Source organism: Pseudomonas sp. PA-5-4B (assembly GCF_021606215.1).
In the GTDB taxonomy this organism is placed as follows: domain Bacteria; phylum Pseudomonadota; class Gammaproteobacteria; order Pseudomonadales; family Pseudomonadaceae; genus Aquipseudomonas; species Aquipseudomonas edaphica.
Map to the genome: position 1 here is coordinate 47,033 of NZ_WKDB01000012.1, position 15,892 is coordinate 62,924.

The window sequence follows — 15,892 nt, forward strand, 5'->3', positions numbered from 1 at the left end:
AACTGAGGAAGGCGCTGAGCACCTCTGATATGAACGACACGGTCCACACCCTGGTTATGACTACTCACGCGAGCGACACCGGGGGCGACCGCCGCGCCGCCCGCGATCAACGCCACGACCTGTGGTTCAAACGCTCGATGTTCGGTGCCGCCATGCTGGTACTGGCGCTGCTGGGCGCCATTGCCGCCTCGACCCTGTGGGGCGGCGGGCTGGCGTTCAAGACGTTTGGTTTCGGTTTCATCACCAGCACCGAGTGGGATGCCGTCAATAACCACTTTGGTGCCGTGGTGCCGATTTACGGCACCTTGGTCACCTCCTTTCTCGCCTTGCTGATTGCCGTTCCGGTGAGTTTCGGCATCGCAATTTTTCTCACGGAAGTTGCGCCGCCCTGGCTGAAAATGCCGGTGGCCTCGGCGATTGAGCTGCTCGCCGGTATCCCGTCGATCATCTATGGCATGTGGGGTTTGTTTGTGTTCGGGCCTTTCATGGCCGAACACCTGTCGCCGTTGATCAATGACTACCTGGGCGCCCTGCCCTTTGTTGGCTCGCTGTTCCAGGGGCCGCCACTGGGAATCGGCATGCTCACCGCCGGCATTGTGCTGGCGGTGATGATCATGCCGTTTATCACCTCGGTGATGCATGAGGTGTTTCGCAGCGTGCCCACGCAGTTGAAAGAATCCGCCTACGCCTTGGGCAGCACGACGTGGGAAGTGGTGTGGGACATTGTTCTGCCTTACACCCGCTCTGCGGTGGTCGGCGGTATCTTCCTCGGCCTGGGCCGCGCCCTTGGCGAGACCATGGCGGTGACCTTCGTATTGGGTAACGCACAACAGTTTTCCGCCTCGTTGCTGATGCCCAGCAGTTCCATCGCCTCGGTCATCGCCAACGAATTCAGCGAGGCCTACACCGACCTGCATCGCTCTGCGCTGATTGCCTTGGGTTTCCTGCTGTTTATCGTGACCTTCGTCGTGCTCGCGCTCGCGCGACTGCTGCTGATGCGCCTGTCGCGCAAGGAAGGGTTATGAACGCCAACGAACGCCTGTATCGCAAACGCGCATTTAAAAATGGCGTGGCCATGTTCCTCAGTTGCGGCGCCACCGCCTTTGGCTTGCTGTGGCTGACGTGGATTCTGCTGACCACCATTATCAACGGGTTCCAGGCCCTGAACCTGCGCCTGTTTACCCAGATGACCCCACCGCCCGGCACCGAGGGCGGCCTGGCCAATGCGTTTTATGGCAGCGCGTTGATGTCGGGTATCGCGTTGCTGATCGGTACGCCCATCGGGCTGATGGCCGGCATCTGGCTGGCAGAGTTCGCACGCCACTCGCGCCTGGGGACTACGGTGCGTTTCATCAATGACATCCTGCTGTCCGCCCCCTCGATTGTGCTGGGTTTGTTCATCTACACCGGGGTCATCCTGCCGCTGAACCTGCTGACCAATCATCAGGTCGGCTTCTCTGCCATCGCCGGTGCGCTGGCGCTGGCGCTGCTGGTGATTCCGGTGGTGGTGCGCACCACCGATGAAATGCTCCAGCTGCAACCCTCCACCATGCGCGAGGCGGCCCTGGCACTCGGTGTACCGCAGTGGAAGCTGACGCTGCAAATCGTGCTGCGGGCGGCCAAGGCCGGCGTGGTCACCGGCATCCTGCTCGCCCTGGCGCGCATTACCGGGGAAACCGCGCCGCTGCTGTTCACCGCCTTTGGCAATCAGTTCTGGAGCAGCAACCTGCTCAAGCCGATCGCCAGCGTGCCCGTGGTTATTTTTCAATACGCCATGAGCCCGTTCGACGACTGGCATGCACTTGCCTGGGCCGGCGCATTGGTCCTGACGTTGTTCGTGCTGGTACTCAGCCTGGCATCCCGCCTGATTCTTTTACGCAATAGGTCTCACTGATGGACGCCACCGGCATTGCTCCCGACAAAACCAAAATCCAGGTGCGTGGGTTGGAGTTCTTCTACAACAACCAACGCTCGCTCAAATCCATCAACATGGATATTCCGGAAAAGCGCATTACCGCCATCATCGGGCCTTCGGGCTGCGGCAAGTCCACCATGCTGCGGGTGTTCAACCGCATCTACTCGATGTATCCCAAGCAGGAAGCGCGCGGCGAAGTGCTGCTCAATGGCGAAAACATCCTCGCCCCCGGCTACTCGATGAACCGCCTGCGCAGCCACGTAGGCATGGTGTTCCAGAAGCCGGTACCGTTTCCGATGTCGATCTACGACAACATCGCCTACGCAGTGCGTCATCACGAAAAACTCTCGCGCCGCGAAATGAACGACCGCGTCGAACAGGCCCTGCGTGGCGGCGCGCTGTGGGATGAGGTCAAAGACAAACTCAACCAGAGCGCCCAGAGCCTCTCCGGCGGCCAGCAACAACGGCTGTGCATCGCCCGCACCATCGCGCTGCGCCCGCAGGTGCTGCTGCTGGACGAACCAACCTCCGCCCTCGACCCGATTTCCACCGGGCGTATCGAACAGTTGATTACGGAATTGAAGGCGCAGTACACGGTGATCATCGTGACCCACAACATGCAGCAGGCCGCGCGGGTGTCGGACAGCACCGCGTTTATGTTCATGGGGGAATTGATTGAGCATGGCAAGACCGATCAGATCTTTACCACGCCGAAGATGAAGCAGACGGAGGACTATATTACGGGGCGGTTTGGCTAAGGCCGGGCAACGAGCCGTCTCTTGGAGGCGGTTTTTTACCAGCGCCAAATTGCAGGCAAAAAAAAACCCGGAAATCCTCACTTGCGTGGGCCTTCCGGATTTTCTAAACCGCCAAAAATGGTGGGTCGTGTGGGATTCGAACCTACGACCAATTGGTTAAAAGCCAACTGCTCTACCAACTGAGCTAACGACCCGCTGTGTGGTGGCGCGTATAATACTGATTTCTAAGGATTATTCAACACCTTATTTTAAATAAATCAGAAATAACGCGTTGGGTCCGCAATTGCGGCGTTTTTGAAGCCTTCTGCTCGCAGTCTGCAAGCGTCACATTTCCCACAGGCACGACCGGAATCGTCTGCCTGGTAGCAGGAAACTGTCAGCGCGTAATCGACGCCCAGTCCTACGCCAGCCTTCACGATGTCTGCCTTGCTCATGTTCTGCAGCGGCGCCTGAATGCGGAATCCCTGCCCTTCCACTCCGGCCTTGGTCGCCAGGTTGGCCATGCGTTCGAATGCCTCGACGTATTCCGGACGGCAGTCCGGGTAGCCGTTGTAGTCGAGGGCATTAACGCCAATGAAGATGTCGCGGGCTTTCAATACTTCGGCCCAGCCAAGCGCGAGGGACAGGAATACGGTGTTGCGCGCCGGCACGTAGGTCAACGGAATGCCTTCGCTGGGCGCTTCAGGCACATTGATGCTGCTGTCCGTCAGGGCCGAGCCGCCGATGCCGTTGAGGTTGAGGCCGATCACCTTGTGCTCGACCACGCCCAGCTCACGGGCAACACGCTCGGCGGCGTGCAGCTCGGCGCGGTGGCGTTGGCCGTAGTCGAAACTCAGGGTGTAGCAGCTGTAGCCTTGGGCGCGGACCATGGCCACCAGCGTGGCGGAATCCAGACCGCCAGAGAGCAGGATGACCGCGCGCTTTTGCTCGGTCATGTCAGCGCCCCGGCTCGTCGTTCCACAGGTATTTGTGCAACTGCAATTGCAGGCGCACCGGCAGGTTGTCCGCCACGACCCAATCGGCCAGGTCGCGGGCGTTGAGGTCATGGTGGCTCGGCGAGAACAACACCTCGCCGGCACGGCGGTCGAGGTTGTACTGGATCAGCTTGGAGGCCGCCCAGTCATAGTCATCCCGCGAACAAATCACGAACTTGACCTGATCGTTGGCCGTCAGCAAATCCATGTTGTCGTAGAGGTTGCGGTGCGCTTCCTTGGAGCCCGGGGTCTTGAGGTCGACCACCCGGCTCACGCGCGCGTCAACCGCGGAGATATCCAGGGCGCCGCTGGTTTCCAGTGAAACCTCATAGCCAGCGTCACACAGCCGCTTGAGCAACGGGATGGCATTCGGCTGGGCCAGGGGCTCACCACCGGTCACACAGACGTAGCGCGGCTTGAAGCCGGCAACCTGCTCGATGATGTCGTCGAGGGTGCGCACGGTGCCACCGCTGAAGGCGTAGGCGCTGTCACAGTATTGGCAACGCAACGGGCAGCCGGTCAACCGTACAAATACGGTAGGCAGGCCAGCGGTACGCGTTTCACCCTGTAACGAGTAAAAAACTTCGGTAATACGTAATGTGTCTTGCATAGTCGCCACGGGCGTAACAGCTAAACAGGCTGTCCGCCTCCGTCAGGCACTTCAAGGAACCCCGCCAACGCGTAGGCCCCAAAAAGCGTGTTTCATAAAAGGGCGTGGATTCTAACGAAAAAACCCGCGCCAGGCGCGGGTTTCTTCTAAACGGGTTGCATCGCTTACAAGCGCTGCAGATCCCGCTGGGCCAACTGGGCTGCGGAGGTACCCGGATATTGGGCAACCACCTGTTGCAAAATGCCTTTGACCTTGTCGGTGTGACCCAGGCGGCGTTCTACATCAGCCAGTTTATACAGCGAGTCAGGCACCTTGGCATGCTTTGGGTACAGCTGGCTGACCTTGGCAAATGCCTGGCCTGCCGCTTGCAAATCACCCTTTGCCAGGTTCACCTCACCCAGCCAGTACTGGGCATTGCCCGCGTATTGGCTGTTAGGGTATTTGCGCAGGAATGCGGTAAAGGCCTGGCTGGCCTTATCGAAATCCTTGGCTTTGATCAGGTCAAAAGCTGCGTCGTAATACAGCTTTTCCTTGGCCGGATCACCCGGTTCGCTGCTGGCAGCAGGCGCTTGGCTAGCCGCTGCGCCTGCTGCTGCACCACCGGCGGCAGCGCTTGGCGCGCCACCGGCAGAAGAATTATCAGGAGTTGCGGCAGGTGTTACGCCGGCTCCAATGCGTCGATCAAGATCCTGGTAACGCTCCAGGCCTTCTTGCTTCAGCTGGTTCACTTGGTTCTGCAAGATCTCAATGGTGCCTTGTTGCTGCGACAATTGATCCTGCATACGTTGCAGCTGGTTGAACAGTTCGCCCTGTGCCGAGGGAGCGGCAGTTGCCGGTCCCCCAGCATAGGCGCCGTTCGTGCCATAACCCGCTGGCGGATAACTGCTCCCGCTATTGTTATAGCCAGAGTTGCTATCTTCCACAGGAACCGCAGCCCACACCGCAAGCGGTGCGAGGCTGAGAGCCAATACAGTTAGAGCACGACGGCACGTTCGCATGACGAATTACTTACGCAGTTCGACGCGACGGTTTTGAGCCCACGACTGTTCGTCGTTGCCAGTTGCAACTGGACGCTCTTTACCGTAGGAAACCAGTTCCAGTTGGCCTGGAGCAACACCTTGCAGTACCAGGTAGCGTTGAACGGCTTTCGCACGACGCTCGCCCAGTGCCATGTTGTACTCACGAGTACCACGGGCGTCAGTGTTACCTTCCAGAACAACGCGAGCGCCGTTAGCTTTCAGGTCCTTCGCGTGAACGTCCAGAGCGCGCATGGCTTCTGGCTTCAGGTCAGAACTGTCGTATTCGAAGTAGAAAGTGGTGATAGCGCGCAGAGCAGCTTCTTCGCTCAGGGAGCCGTCAACTGCACCAGTGTTAGCGCCGTAACCAGCGTTTGGATCAACAGCTGCGCCTTCACCGGCATTGTCGCCGCCTTTAGACGAGCAACCAACGGCTACGGACAGAGCCAGAGCCAGAGCAGCAAACTTACCAAACTTCAGCATTTCCATCGTGAAACTCCTAATGAACCCCAGTGTGTTAAGCAATTCTTTTTGTAGCGCCGCGTCAGTTCAGGTAAGGGGACCAGGATGGTTCTCTGACTTCGCCTTGTGCGGTAGGAAGCGGGAGCCTTACGCGTCCATTAATGGACACGAGCATCAAGACTCCCCGGCCCTGCTGGCGGGTGGCGTAGATTACCATGGTGCCGTTGGGCGCAACAGTGGCTGACTCATCAAGGTTGGTATCTGTGAGGATTTTTACCGTTCCACGCTGCAAATCCTGGGCCGCAACCCGGAAATTAGTGAAACCATCCTGACGGTGAATCATCACCAACGTCTTTTCATCGGCCGAAAGCTTAGGGTTGGCATTGTAGTTACCAATAAAGGTCACGCGTTCCGCGCCACCGCCACCTACGCTTGTTTTGTAGATTTGAGGCTTGCCGCCACGGTCGGAGGTGAAGTAGATGGTCGAACCATCCTTACCCCAGAACGGTTCGGTATTGATGCCCGGGCCACTGGTTACACGGCTGATCTGGCGCGAAGCCATGTTCATCACGTAAATGTCCGGGTTGCCGTCCTTGGACAGTACGAACGCCAGGCGCGAACCATCCGGCGACCACGCAGGGGCACCGTTGAGGCCTTCAAAGTTGGTGATCTGCTCACGACGACCCGTATCGATGTGCTGCACGAAAATGCGCGGGCGGCGCTGTTCGAACGACACATAGGCAATACGCTTGCCGTCCGGCGCGAAGCGCGGCGACAGGATTGGCTCACGCGACTGCAGCAAGGTCACGGCGCGGGCGCCGTCGTAGTCCGAACGCTGCAAGGTGTAACGCGTGTTGTCTACGGAGAAACGCTCAGCCGTTACATAAAGCAGACGTGTCGAGAACGCACCCTTGATACCGGTGAGTTTTTCAAACGACTGGTCCGAGATGTAGTGCGCCATGTCCCGCAGTTGTTCGGCGGTGCCCGATACGCTGCCGGTCAAGACCTGCTGCTCGGTGGCCACGTTGAACAACGTGTACTGGATTTGCAGGCGACCGCCGGCCGGCGTAATGCTGCCGACCATCAGGTACTGGGCGCCTACCGCTTTCCAGTCACGGAAAATGACTTCGCTGGCCTGGGTCGGCTGGCTGATCATGTTGCCTTTTGGAATAGGCGCGTAGTAGCCGGAGTTGCGCAGGTCGTCGCTGACGATCTGGGCCATGTCATCCGGCAGCACGCTGCCGCCCTGCCAACCGAACGGCACTACCGCGATCGGGGTGGCCCGATCGCTACCGCTGGTGACCAGAATGTTCTTTTCATCCGCCGCCGCTATCCCTGCCATACAGCAAATAACGACAAGCATTCCTCGAAGAAGGTTTCTCACAAGGCTAGATCCTCAGGTGTGAATGTCATCTTGAATGAACGATAGGGAGCGAAGTCGCTTGGTTTCATTCCCTGCATCTCGGTCAACCGGCCAATGTTCTTGACCGCGGCAACCGCCGAACTGTCGAACGAACCGTCACCACTGGACTTGGACACGCTGACCGAAGTCACCGTACCGTCCGGCAACATGCCGATCTGCAGCACTACTGTCATGCCTTTACGTGCCGAAGGTGGACGTGTCCAACCTTCCGCTGCCCGTGCCCGAATCAGGTCGTCGAAACTGCCCGCGACTTCATCGCCACGTTCATCGGCCAAGGCTTGCTGACGCTGCGGCGTGTCGGAGAGCAAATCTGCCAAGGCCTGGGCCTTTTTCTCTTCGGCGGATTTACGCGCTGCTTCCTGGGCCTTTTTCTTGCTGGCGTCGGCGGCAGCTTTCTTCTTCGCGTCGTCGGCGACTTTCTTCTTCGCCTCGTCTGCTTCAGCTTTTTTCTTGGCGTCTTCGGCGGCTTTCTTCTTCGCGTCTTCGACTATCTTCTTCTTGGCGTCTTCAGCGGCCTTTTTCTTGGCCTCTTCTTCGGCAGCTTTTTTGGCTTCTTCTTCAGACTTCTTCTTGGCTATATCAGCCAATTGTTTCTCTTCAGCCTTTTTAGCTTCGGCAGCTTTATCGGCTTTTTTGGCTTCATCAGCCTTTTTGGCCTCGTCAGCTTTCTTGGCTTCGTCAGCCTTTTTCGATTCCTCGGCCTTTTGAGCCGCCTCTTCTTTCTTTTGTTCCGCAGCAGCCTTCACCGCTTCCTGCTCGACCTTCTTCTGTTCCATCTGCTCGACTTCGGTCTGGCGCGCAGCCGACTTCTGGGCCTCACCCGCAATCTTTTGATTGGTCTGGGTGGTGGCCTGACTTTTCGATTTCAGCTGATACAGGGTCGCCTGCACGATCGGCTTGGCTGGCGGCAGGTCCGGGGTCATGGCAAAGCTGACGAACAGCATGCCAAACACCAGGACGTGCAGGGCAATTGCCCAGACGCTAGGCCAGAAGTAGCTTTCCGAGGCGGACGGCTCTCGCTGTTGCTGCATCAGGGCGCCTCGGTAATCAAGCCAACGTTACCCACGCCGGCCTTCTGCAGCCCGCCCATGGCGCCCATGACGGAACCATAGTCGACCACTTTGTCGCCGCGAATGAACACTTGCGTGTGCTTGCCGCCTTCGTTGCCGGACCGGATGATCTTGGTCACGGCGTCCGTCATCTGCGGCAAGGTCATGGCCTTGTCCTGCTGTTTCTGGGTGTCGACTTCGCTGCCAAGGTTCCAGTAATAGGTCTTGTCAGCCTTGATCGAAATGGTCAGGACCTGGGTGTTGTTGTCTTGCGGCAAGGCTTCGCTGGAAACCTTGGGCAGATCAACCTTCACGCCCTGATTGAGCATCGGCGCGGTCACCATGAAGATAACCAGCAGCACCAGCATCACGTCGATGTAAGGCACTACGTTCATCTCGGCGACCGGCTTGCGCTTTTTGCGAGCTCGAGCGATTAAAGCCATTGGAAATTACCTGCTTATTCTTCGCTGGTGTGCACTTTACGGTGCAGGATCGCCTGGAATTCATCGGCGAAGGTGTAGTAACGGCTGATCAAGGTTTCGCCACGAGCGGCAAAACGGTTGTAAGCAATTACTGCGGGAATAGCGGCGAACAGGCCGATCGCGGTGGCGATCAAGGCCTCGGCGATACCCGGGGCCACGGTGGCCAGGGTCGCTTGTTGCGCCTGGGCCAGGCCACGGAAGGAGTTCATGATGCCCCACACGGTACCGAACAGGCCGATGTACGGGCTCACGGAACCGACGGTGGCGAGGAACGGCAAGCTTTGTTCAAGCTTTTCTTCTTCGCGGGAGATGGCAACGCGCATGGCACGGGCCACGCCTTCCATGACCGCTTCCGGGTCAACACCCGGTTGCTGGCGCAGGCGCGAGAATTCCTTGAAACCGGCGCGGAAGATCTGCTCTACGCCCGAATCCGGGTCCGGGTTGCTACCGGCCTGACGGTACAGCTTGGACAGGTCGATACCCGACCAGAAGCGCTCCTCGAAGCTCTCCAGGGCACGTCGACCGGCACGCAGCAGGTTGCTGCGCTGAAAAATCATGACCCAAGAGGTAACCGATGCGGCTACCAGGACCAGCATCACCAGTTGAACCACAACACTGGCATTGCTGACCAGGCTCCACATGGAGGAATGGTCGACGACGGTAGGTTCCACGCTAAATCTCCTGCTTTGATTGTTTACCCGCGCCGCTTACGCCGGCAAAGGCCGCACGTAGAGCTTCGGGAATGGCCCGGGGTTTCAAACTATTGGTGCGCACACAAGCCACCAGGAACTGCCCCTCACAGAGCAGCGTTGCATCCGTTGCCCGCCTGACCTGCTGTTTAAAGCGCAGGCTGACACGGTTCAATTCGATAACTTCAGCGCTGACCAGCAATTCGTCGTCCAGTCGCGCCGGTGCGTGGTAGCGCGCCTCGCTGGAATGCACGACGAATAACAGGTCCTCCCCTGCCAGCTGGGATTGGGCAAAGCCCAGCTCCCGTAGCCGCTCGGTTCGAGCCCGCTCCATGAACTTGAGGTAGTTAACGTAATAAACGATGCCGCCGGCATCGGTGTCCTCGTAATAAACGCGACAGCGATGTGCGAACGACTGATCCCCGTTTTGCGCGCGCATACTCTAGTGCTTACTCCTCAGGTTGCCAATCCGGCTGGGCAACTGTTTTTGCATTCTATTCAGCATTTCTAATGACTGAATGACGACACCAGCCACTAGGACAGCACAAACTTCAGATAAATCGTCTGGCGTGGTGTTTTTAATCGTCCACTGCATCGAGGAATTCGTCTACTACAGGCATCTCGCCCAATCGTGACGGAATGTTTAACCCGAAGTGCAAATAGGCGTGGCGCGTGACCACGCGGCCCCTTGGCGTACGCATGATGTAACCCTGTTGGATCAGGTACGGCTCCAGCACATCCTCAATGGTATGGCGCTCCTCACTGATCGCCGCTGCCAGGCTGTCCACACCGACCGGGCCGCCGTCGAACTTCTCGATCATGGTCAAGAGTAGACGTCGATCCTGGTGGTCGAAGCCATGCTCATCCACATCCAGCAGGTTCAAGGCCAAATCCGCCACGGCCTTGGTGATATGCCCCTTGGCCCGCACCTCGGCAAAATCGCGCACACGACGCAGCAAGCGGTTGGCGATACGCGGCGTACCACGGGCGCGGCGGGCGATTTCGAACGCGCCTTCCGGGTCCAGTGGCAACCCCAGGATGCCCGCCGAACGGCTGACAATCGTCGCAAGATCGGCAGTGCTATAGAACTCTAGACGTTGAACAATGCCGAAACGGTCTCGCAGCGGGTTGGTCAGCATCCCGGCGCGTGTGGTGGCGCCGACCAACGTGAACGGCGGCAGGTCGAGCTTGATCGAGCGGGCCGCAGGGCCTTCACCGATCATGATGTCGAGCTGGAAGTCTTCCATGGCCGGGTACAGCACTTCCTCGACGATCGGCGACAGCCGGTGAATCTCGTCGATAAACAGCACGTCGTGCGGCTCAAGGTTGGTCAACAGCGCGGCCAGGTCACCCGGACGCTCCAGCACCGGGCCGGAGGTGGACTTGATCGACACGCCCATCTCCTGGGCGATGATCATGGCCAGGGTGGTCTTGCCCAGGCCTGGCGGGCCGAAGATCAACGTGTGATCGAGGGACTCGTTGCGCCCACGCGCAGCCTGGATAAACAGCTCCATCTGCTCGCGCACGGTCGGCTGGCCGATATAGTCGGCAAGGCTGACGGGGCGGATGGCGCGGTCCTGGACTTCTTCACGGTCGCGCGGGCCGGTGGCCGCGATCAGACGATCAGCTTCAATCACTTAAATCATTCCCTTCAGGGCTCGGCGGATCATGTCTTCGCTGCTCAGGTTCTTGTCCTTGATGGCCGACACGGCTTTGCTCGCCTCCTGGGGCTTGTAGCCCAGGGAGATCAGCGCGCTCACGGCATCGCTTTCGGCACTGGCGACCTGGCCGACCGGCATGTCCGGCTGATTCGGTACCAGCGCGAACATGTTCGGCACCACTTCCCAGGCCTTGAAACGGTCCTTGAGTTCGACCAGCAGGCGCTCGGCGGTTTTCTTGCCGACACCAGGCACCTTGGTTAACGCTGACGTGTCCTGGGCCGAAACTGCGCGTACCAACTCGTCCACTTCCAGGCTCGACATCAACGCCAGCGCCAGCTTTGGCCCCACGCCATTGAGGCGAATCAGCTCACGGAAGAAGTCGCGGTCGCGCTTGCCAATGAAACCATAGAGCAATTGCGCGTCTTCGCGCACCACCAAATGCGTGTGCAATGTTATCGGCTCACCGATCGACGGCAAACGGTACAAGGTGGTCATGGGCACTTCCAGCTCATACCCCAACCCATTTACATCCAGAATCAGGTGCGGCGGCTGTTTCTCAGCCAGGGTGCCGCGCAAGCGTCCAATCACGGTTCAGATCCTTAAAGCTTGGGGTCAGAGCACGGCCTGACCGGAAATAACGATTGCGCTGATGCTATCAGAGACGCAGCCGCCCGCCACGACTGCGTGCGGTGCCCAGGCCATGCGGCAAGAGGCTGGAACGCGTGTGTGCATGGCAAATGGCAATGGCCAGGGCGTCGGAGGCGTCGATTTGCGGCTTTGAGGTGAGCTTGAGCATGTGCATGACCATCATCTGCACCTGCTCTTTATTCGCCGCGCCGGTGCCGACCACGGCCTGTTTGACCTGGGTCGCGGTGTATTCGGCGATTTCCATGCCCTCCTCCGCACCGGCCACAATAGCAGCGCCACGGGCCTGGCCGAGCTTTAAGGCAGAATCGGCGTTTTTGGCCATGAAGACCTTTTCGATGCCCATGGTGACCGGCCCGTAGGTCTGGATCACTTCACGCACGCCGCGGTACACAATCTGCAGGCGCTCAGCCAACTCGCCCGCGCCGGTACGGATGCAGCCCGAAGCGACATAGACGCAGCCACGCGGGGTGTGTTGCACCACGCCAAAACCGGTGATGCGCGAACCGGGGTCGATACCAAGGATTAAAGTCATAACGCCTGCGGGTTGGGAAAAACATGATTCTTGCGGCCAACAACAATCAAATGTGGGAGCTGGCTTGCCTGCGATGCAGACACTTCGGTATTTCCGTCAAACCGAGGTGATGCTATCGCAGGCAAGCCAGCTCCCACAGGCGATTTTCATGGTGCTCAGGTGAGTTGTTCGGCTACGGATTCCGGGATGTCGGCATTCGAGTAGACGTTCTGCACATCATCCAGGTCTTCGAGCATATCCAGCATCTTCAGCACTTTCTGCGCGCCGTCCAGGTCCAGCTCGGCGCTGGTGGTCGGCAACATCACGATTTCTGCGTCGGTGCCTTTGAAACCCGCCGCTTCCAGCGCGTTACGCACGGAGTAGAAGCCGGCAAACGAGGTGAATACGTCGATGGAGCCGTCTTCGTTGGTCACCACATCGTCGGCGTCTGCCTCCATGGCCGCCTCCATCAGGGCGTCTTCATCGGTGCCGGGGGCGAACGTGATCTGCCCCTTGCGCTCGAACAGGTAAGCCACCGAGCCATCAGTACCCAGGTTGCCGCCGCACTTGCTGAAGGCATGGCGCACAGCAGCCGCGGTGCGGTTGCGGTTGTCGGTCATGCACTCAACCATCACCGCCACGCCGCCTGGGCCGTAGCCTTCGTAGCTCAGCTCGACCATGTCGTCGGTATCGGCAGCGCCGGCACCACGGGCCACCGCGCGATCAATGATGTCGCGGCTCATGTTCGCGCCCAAGGCCTTGTCCAGCGCCAGGCGCAGACGCGGGTTGGAACCTGGGTCACCACCGCCTTGACGGGCGGCGACGGTCAGTTCGCGAATCCACTTGGTGAAGATCTTGCCTTTCTTGGCATCCTGACGCTCTTTGCGGTGCTTGATGTTCGCCCACTTGGAATGGCCAGCCATAACACAACTCCGAAATTCTCTAGAAACCTTATCAATCCCGCCCCAGGCAGGAATTCCCTCTTTTAAACGCAAAGGCGCATCCGAAGATGCGCCTTTTTGACTGCGTAAAACCTTATTGCGCTTTCACGCCGCAGCCTTACTCAGCCTTCGGCGCCTCGCGCAGACGGATGTGCAGTTCGCGCAGCGCCTTGGCATCGACCACGCCCGGAGCCTGGGTCATGACGTCCGCAGCACTCTGGGTTTTCGGGAAGGCGATCACTTCGCGGATCGACTGGGCGCCGGTCATCAGCATCACCAGACGGTCCAGGCCAAACGCCAAGCCACCGTGCGGCGGTGCGCCGTACTTCAGGGCGTCGAGCAGGAAGCCGAACTTCTCTTCCTGTTCCGCTTCGTTGATGCCCAACAGGCGGAACACCGCTTGTTGCATCTCTTTGCGGTGGATACGGATCGAACCGCCACCCAGCTCGGTGCCGTTGAGCACCATGTCGTAGGCGCGCGACAGAGCGCCCGCCGGGTTGGCTTCCAGCTCTTCAGGCGAGCACTTCGGCGCGGTGAACGGGTGGTGCAAGGCGCTGAAGCTGCCGTCTTCGTTTTCTTCGAACATCGGGAAGTCGACGACCCACATCGGCGCCCACTTGCAGGTCAGCAGGTCCAGGTCGTGACCGAGCTTGATGCGCAGCGCGCCCAAGGCTTCGCTGACGATCTTGGCCTTGTCGGCACCGAAGAACACGATGTCGCCATCGACTGCACCGACGCGGTCGAGGATCGCGTTCAGGTTGTCCAGCGGGATGTTTTTCACGATCGGCGATTGCAGGCCGTCAACGCCATTGGCGCGCTCGTTAACCTTGATGTACGCCAGGCCTTTGGCACCGTAGATGCCGACGAACTTGGTGTAGTCGTCGATCTGCTTGCGCGGCATGCTCGCGCCGCCAGGCACGCGCAAGGCGGCGATACGGCATTTCGGGTCGTTGGCCGGGCCGCTGAACACCTTGAAGTCGACTGCTTTGAGCTGGTCGGCCACGTCCACCAGTTCCAGCGGGTTACGCAGGTCTGGCTTGTCGGAACCGTAGCGGCGCATGGCTTCTTCGAAGGTCATGTGCGGGAACTCGCCGAATTCCAGGTCCAGCACTTCCTTGAACAGGTTGCGGATCATTTGCTCGGTCAGGCCCATGATCTCTTTTTCATCGAGGAAGCTGGTCTCGATGTCGATCTGGGTGAATTCCGGCTGACGGTCAGCGCGCAGGTCTTCGTCGCGGAAGCACTTGGCGATCTGGTAGTAGCGGTCAAAGCCGGCGACCATCAGCAGTTGCTTGAACAGCTGCGGCGATTGCGGCAATGCGAAGAAGGAACCGGCGTGGGTACGGCTCGGCACCAGGTAGTCACGCGCACCTTCCGGGGTGGCCCGGGTCAGGATCGGCGTTTCGACGTCGAGGAAGCCGTTTTCGTCGAGGAAGCGGCGGATGCTGGTGGTCATGCGCGAACGCAGGCGCAGCTTCTCGGCCATTTCCGGACGACGCAGGTCCAGGAAACGGTAGCGCAGGCGGGTTTCTTCGCCCACGTCGGAGTATTCGTTGAGTGGGAACGGCGGGGTTTCCGACTCGTTCAGCACTTCCAGCTCATAGCCCAGCACTTCGATGGCGCCGGAGGCCATGTTGGCGTTTACAGCACCGGCCGGGCGTAGACGCACCTTGCCGGTGATTTTAACGACGTATTCGCTGCGCACGCGGTCGGCGGCGGCGAAGCTCTCGGCGCGGTCCGGGTCGAACACCACTTGGGCCAGACCATCACGATCACGGATATCGAGGAAGATCACCCCGCCGTGGTCGCGGCGACGGTGAACCCATCCGCAAAGGGTGATTTCCTGACCATCCAGGGTCTCGTTCAGTTGGCCGCAATAGTGGCTGCGCATCATGGTAGTGGTTTCACTTCTCGTAATTCGAAATTCGGTGGAGGCTCGCCTTGTCACCGTACAGTTAAGCAGGGGACGGATAATGCAGGAGCCTGCGCGTAGAGTTCAACTCAGTCTGCTTTGTCGCCGCCCGCCAGATTCTTCTTGGCGCCGGTCTTGAAGTCGGTCTCATACCAGCCGCCGCCGCTCAGGCGGAAGCCCGGCATGGACAACATCTTCTTCAGCTCAGGTGCCTGGCAGGCAGGGCAATCGACCAGCGGCGCGGCGCTGATCTTCTGAATGGCTTCCAACTGATGACCACAGGAAGCACATTGATAATCGTACATGGGCATGGAGATGTCTCGGCGATCAGATCGTAACTGCGCCACGCCCACCCTGTGGATAAGCCAGGGGCGCGCAGCAAAGCGCGGGATTATATCTGGTAAATCGACACAGCGCAGCCGGCTTTCTGCCCGAAGCCTGGCCCGCCTTGACGGTGGGCCTGCTTCGCAACCGGCGGTTTAATCCAGGCCCGTGGCGCTGGCACGATCTTTTAATACGTGGACCACGCACACCACCCGCACCAACCCGCTGAAGTTCTTCACTCCCCCGTAACGCAAATGCACTTCCCGATCGACATACGACAGCAACGCGCTGACTGAACAGGCATTGATCCTGGCTATCTCCGTGAGGATATTCCAGTAGATCTGCTCAAGACGCAGGCAGGTGGAAAACCCATTGAGCCTGACCGACCGGGACAATGGCTTGGCCAGTCCCATGTCGAACCCTTTGGCAAAGGGGTCGACCTTTATCTTGTGAAAACCGGCGGTTTCCATCACTCCATTACCCACTCCGCGTGACATACACCTGACACTCCATTGCC

At 59.2% G+C, this 15,892-nt stretch carries 19 protein-coding genes and 1 tRNA gene; 3 read left to right on the forward strand and 17 right to left on the reverse strand.

The window, feature by feature from the left end; genetic code table 11:
• The first annotated feature begins 29 nt into the window (after window positions 1-29).
• Genes pstC through pstB form a run of 3 tightly spaced genes read left to right on the forward strand, consistent with a single transcriptional unit; the run spans window position 30 to window position 2,673 of the window.
• Window positions 30-1,025, forward strand: a complete 996-nt coding sequence (gene pstC, locus GIW28_RS08355; protein WP_017139135.1) for a phosphate ABC transporter permease subunit PstC — start codon at window positions 30-32, stop codon at window positions 1,023-1,025.
• Complete coding sequence (pstA, locus tag GIW28_RS08360; RefSeq protein ID WP_017139134.1) at window positions 1,022-1,894, forward strand: phosphate ABC transporter permease PstA; 873 nt, start codon at window positions 1,022-1,024, stop codon at window positions 1,892-1,894. The genes pstC and pstA overlap by 4 nt, the downstream gene beginning before the upstream one ends.
• Complete coding sequence (pstB, locus tag GIW28_RS08365) at window positions 1,894-2,673, forward strand: phosphate ABC transporter ATP-binding protein PstB (RefSeq protein WP_017139133.1); 780 nt, start codon at window positions 1,894-1,896, stop codon at window positions 2,671-2,673. Before pstA ends, pstB begins: the two co-directional genes overlap by 1 nt.
• A 118-nt stretch (window positions 2,674-2,791) precedes the next feature.
• Here the strand turns inward: pstB and GIW28_RS08370 are convergent.
• From GIW28_RS08370 to GIW28_RS08450, 17 genes are all read right to left on the reverse strand, one after another.
• Window positions 2,792-2,867: transfer RNA gene (locus tag GIW28_RS08370), tRNA-Lys, on the reverse strand.
• A gap of 63 nt (window positions 2,868-2,930) precedes the next feature.
• On the reverse strand, window positions 2,931-3,608 hold the full coding sequence (gene queC / locus GIW28_RS08375; RefSeq protein WP_099549396.1) for a 7-cyano-7-deazaguanine synthase QueC: 678 nt from the start codon (window positions 3,606-3,608) through the stop codon (window positions 2,931-2,933).
• Window position 3,609: 1 nt separating this feature from the next.
• Window positions 3,610-4,257 carry a 7-carboxy-7-deazaguanine synthase QueE gene (queE, locus tag GIW28_RS08380; RefSeq protein ID WP_017139819.1) on the reverse strand — a complete coding sequence of 216 codons (648 nt, stop codon included), beginning with the start codon at window positions 4,255-4,257 and terminating at the stop codon, window positions 3,610-3,612.
• A 164-nt stretch (window positions 4,258-4,421) separates the two neighbouring features.
• Complete coding sequence (gene ybgF, locus GIW28_RS08385; RefSeq protein ID WP_017139818.1) at window positions 4,422-5,255, reverse strand: tol-pal system protein YbgF; 834 nt, start codon at window positions 5,253-5,255, stop codon at window positions 4,422-4,424.
• 6 nt (window positions 5,256-5,261) lie between these two features.
• Entirely contained in the window at window positions 5,262-5,762 is a 501-nt protein-coding gene (pal, locus tag GIW28_RS08390; RefSeq protein WP_003193861.1) for a peptidoglycan-associated lipoprotein Pal, read from the reverse strand.
• A gap of 55 nt (window positions 5,763-5,817) precedes the next feature.
• Window positions 5,818-7,098, reverse strand: coding sequence for a Tol-Pal system beta propeller repeat protein TolB (gene tolB / locus GIW28_RS08395; RefSeq protein WP_032865998.1), 1,281 nt, complete (start codon window positions 7,096-7,098; stop codon window positions 5,818-5,820).
• Window positions 7,099-7,115: 17 nt separating this feature from the next.
• Entirely contained in the window at window positions 7,116-8,189 is a 1,074-nt protein-coding gene (gene tolA / locus GIW28_RS08400; protein ID WP_017139816.1) for a cell envelope integrity protein TolA, read from the reverse strand.
• Window positions 8,189-8,641, reverse strand: coding sequence for a protein TolR (gene tolR / locus GIW28_RS08405; RefSeq protein WP_161630238.1), 453 nt, complete (start codon window positions 8,639-8,641; stop codon window positions 8,189-8,191). Before tolR ends, tolA begins: the two co-directional genes overlap by 1 nt.
• A 23-nt stretch (window positions 8,642-8,664) precedes the next feature.
• On the reverse strand, window positions 8,665-9,360 hold the full coding sequence (gene tolQ / locus GIW28_RS08410) for a protein TolQ (protein WP_003209819.1): 696 nt from the start codon (window positions 9,358-9,360) through the stop codon (window positions 8,665-8,667).
• Window position 9,361: 1 nt separating this feature from the next.
• The gene (ybgC, locus tag GIW28_RS08415; protein WP_071484353.1) at window positions 9,362-9,817 is read right to left on the reverse strand and encodes a tol-pal system-associated acyl-CoA thioesterase; all 456 of its coding nucleotides are present in this window, start codon (window positions 9,815-9,817) and stop codon (window positions 9,362-9,364) included.
• Window positions 9,818-9,956: 139 nt separating this feature from the next.
• Window positions 9,957-11,015 (reverse strand): Holliday junction branch migration DNA helicase RuvB, encoded by a 1,059-nt coding sequence (gene ruvB, locus GIW28_RS08420; protein WP_017139814.1) that lies wholly within the window; start codon window positions 11,013-11,015, stop codon window positions 9,957-9,959.
• Complete coding sequence (gene ruvA, locus GIW28_RS08425; RefSeq protein ID WP_236447285.1) at window positions 11,016-11,627, reverse strand: Holliday junction branch migration protein RuvA; 612 nt, start codon at window positions 11,625-11,627, stop codon at window positions 11,016-11,018.
• Window positions 11,628-11,694: 67 nt separating this feature from the next.
• Window positions 11,695-12,219, reverse strand: coding sequence for a crossover junction endodeoxyribonuclease RuvC (gene ruvC / locus GIW28_RS08430; RefSeq protein ID WP_024077147.1), 525 nt, complete (start codon window positions 12,217-12,219; stop codon window positions 11,695-11,697).
• Between the two features lie 155 nt (window positions 12,220-12,374).
• Window positions 12,375-13,121: a YebC/PmpR family DNA-binding transcriptional regulator gene (locus tag GIW28_RS08435; protein ID WP_138451547.1), complete on the reverse strand. Its 747-nt coding sequence runs from the start codon at window positions 13,119-13,121 to the stop codon at window positions 12,375-12,377.
• Window positions 13,122-13,257: 136 nt separating this feature from the next.
• Window positions 13,258-15,033: an aspartate--tRNA ligase gene (aspS, locus tag GIW28_RS08440; protein WP_170039897.1), complete on the reverse strand. Its 1,776-nt coding sequence runs from the start codon at window positions 15,031-15,033 to the stop codon at window positions 13,258-13,260.
• A 107-nt stretch (window positions 15,034-15,140) separates the two neighbouring features.
• The gene (locus tag GIW28_RS08445) at window positions 15,141-15,362 is read right to left on the reverse strand and encodes an FmdB family zinc ribbon protein (RefSeq protein WP_017139808.1); all 222 of its coding nucleotides are present in this window, start codon (window positions 15,360-15,362) and stop codon (window positions 15,141-15,143) included.
• Between the two features lie 168 nt (window positions 15,363-15,530).
• Entirely contained in the window at window positions 15,531-15,872 is a 342-nt protein-coding gene (locus GIW28_RS08450; protein ID WP_017139807.1) for a ribbon-helix-helix domain-containing protein, read from the reverse strand.
• Window positions 15,873-15,892 lie beyond the last annotated feature (20 nt).

Coding starts and splice junctions, on each gene's coding strand:
- pstC (WP_017139135.1), top strand. CDS start 30: ATGAACGACACGGTCCACACCCTGGTTATGACTACTCACGCGAGCGAC.
- pstA (WP_017139134.1), top strand. CDS start 1,022: ATGAACGCCAACGAACGCCTGTATCGCAAACGCGCATTTAAAAATGGC.
- pstB (WP_017139133.1), top strand. CDS start 1,894: ATGGACGCCACCGGCATTGCTCCCGACAAAACCAAAATCCAGGTGCGT.
- queC (WP_099549396.1), bottom strand. CDS start 3,608: ATGACCGAGCAAAAGCGCGCGGTCATCCTGCTCTCTGGCGGTCTGGAT.
- queE (WP_017139819.1), bottom strand. CDS start 4,257: ATGCAAGACACATTACGTATTACCGAAGTTTTTTACTCGTTACAGGGT.
- ybgF (WP_017139818.1), bottom strand. CDS start 5,255: ATGCGAACGTGCCGTCGTGCTCTAACTGTATTGGCTCTCAGCCTCGCA.
- pal (WP_003193861.1), bottom strand. CDS start 5,762: ATGGAAATGCTGAAGTTTGGTAAGTTTGCTGCTCTGGCTCTGGCTCTG.
- tolB (WP_032865998.1), bottom strand. CDS start 7,098: ATGCTTGTCGTTATTTGCTGTATGGCAGGGATAGCGGCGGCGGATGAA.
- tolA (WP_017139816.1), bottom strand. CDS start 8,189: ATGCAGCAACAGCGAGAGCCGTCCGCCTCGGAAAGCTACTTCTGGCCT.
- ybgC (WP_071484353.1), bottom strand. CDS start 9,817: ATGCGCGCGCAAAACGGGGATCAGTCGTTCGCACATCGCTGTCGCGTT.
- ruvC (WP_024077147.1), bottom strand. CDS start 12,219: ATGACTTTAATCCTTGGTATCGACCCCGGTTCGCGCATCACCGGTTTT.
- GIW28_RS08435 (WP_138451547.1), bottom strand. CDS start 13,121: ATGGCTGGCCATTCCAAGTGGGCGAACATCAAGCACCGCAAAGAGCGT.
- aspS (WP_170039897.1), bottom strand. CDS start 15,033: ATGATGCGCAGCCACTATTGCGGCCAACTGAACGAGACCCTGGATGGT.
- GIW28_RS08445 (WP_017139808.1), bottom strand. CDS start 15,362: ATGCCCATGTACGATTATCAATGTGCTTCCTGTGGTCATCAGTTGGAA.
- GIW28_RS08450 (WP_017139807.1), bottom strand. CDS start 15,872: ATGTCACGCGGAGTGGGTAATGGAGTGATGGAAACCGCCGGTTTTCAC.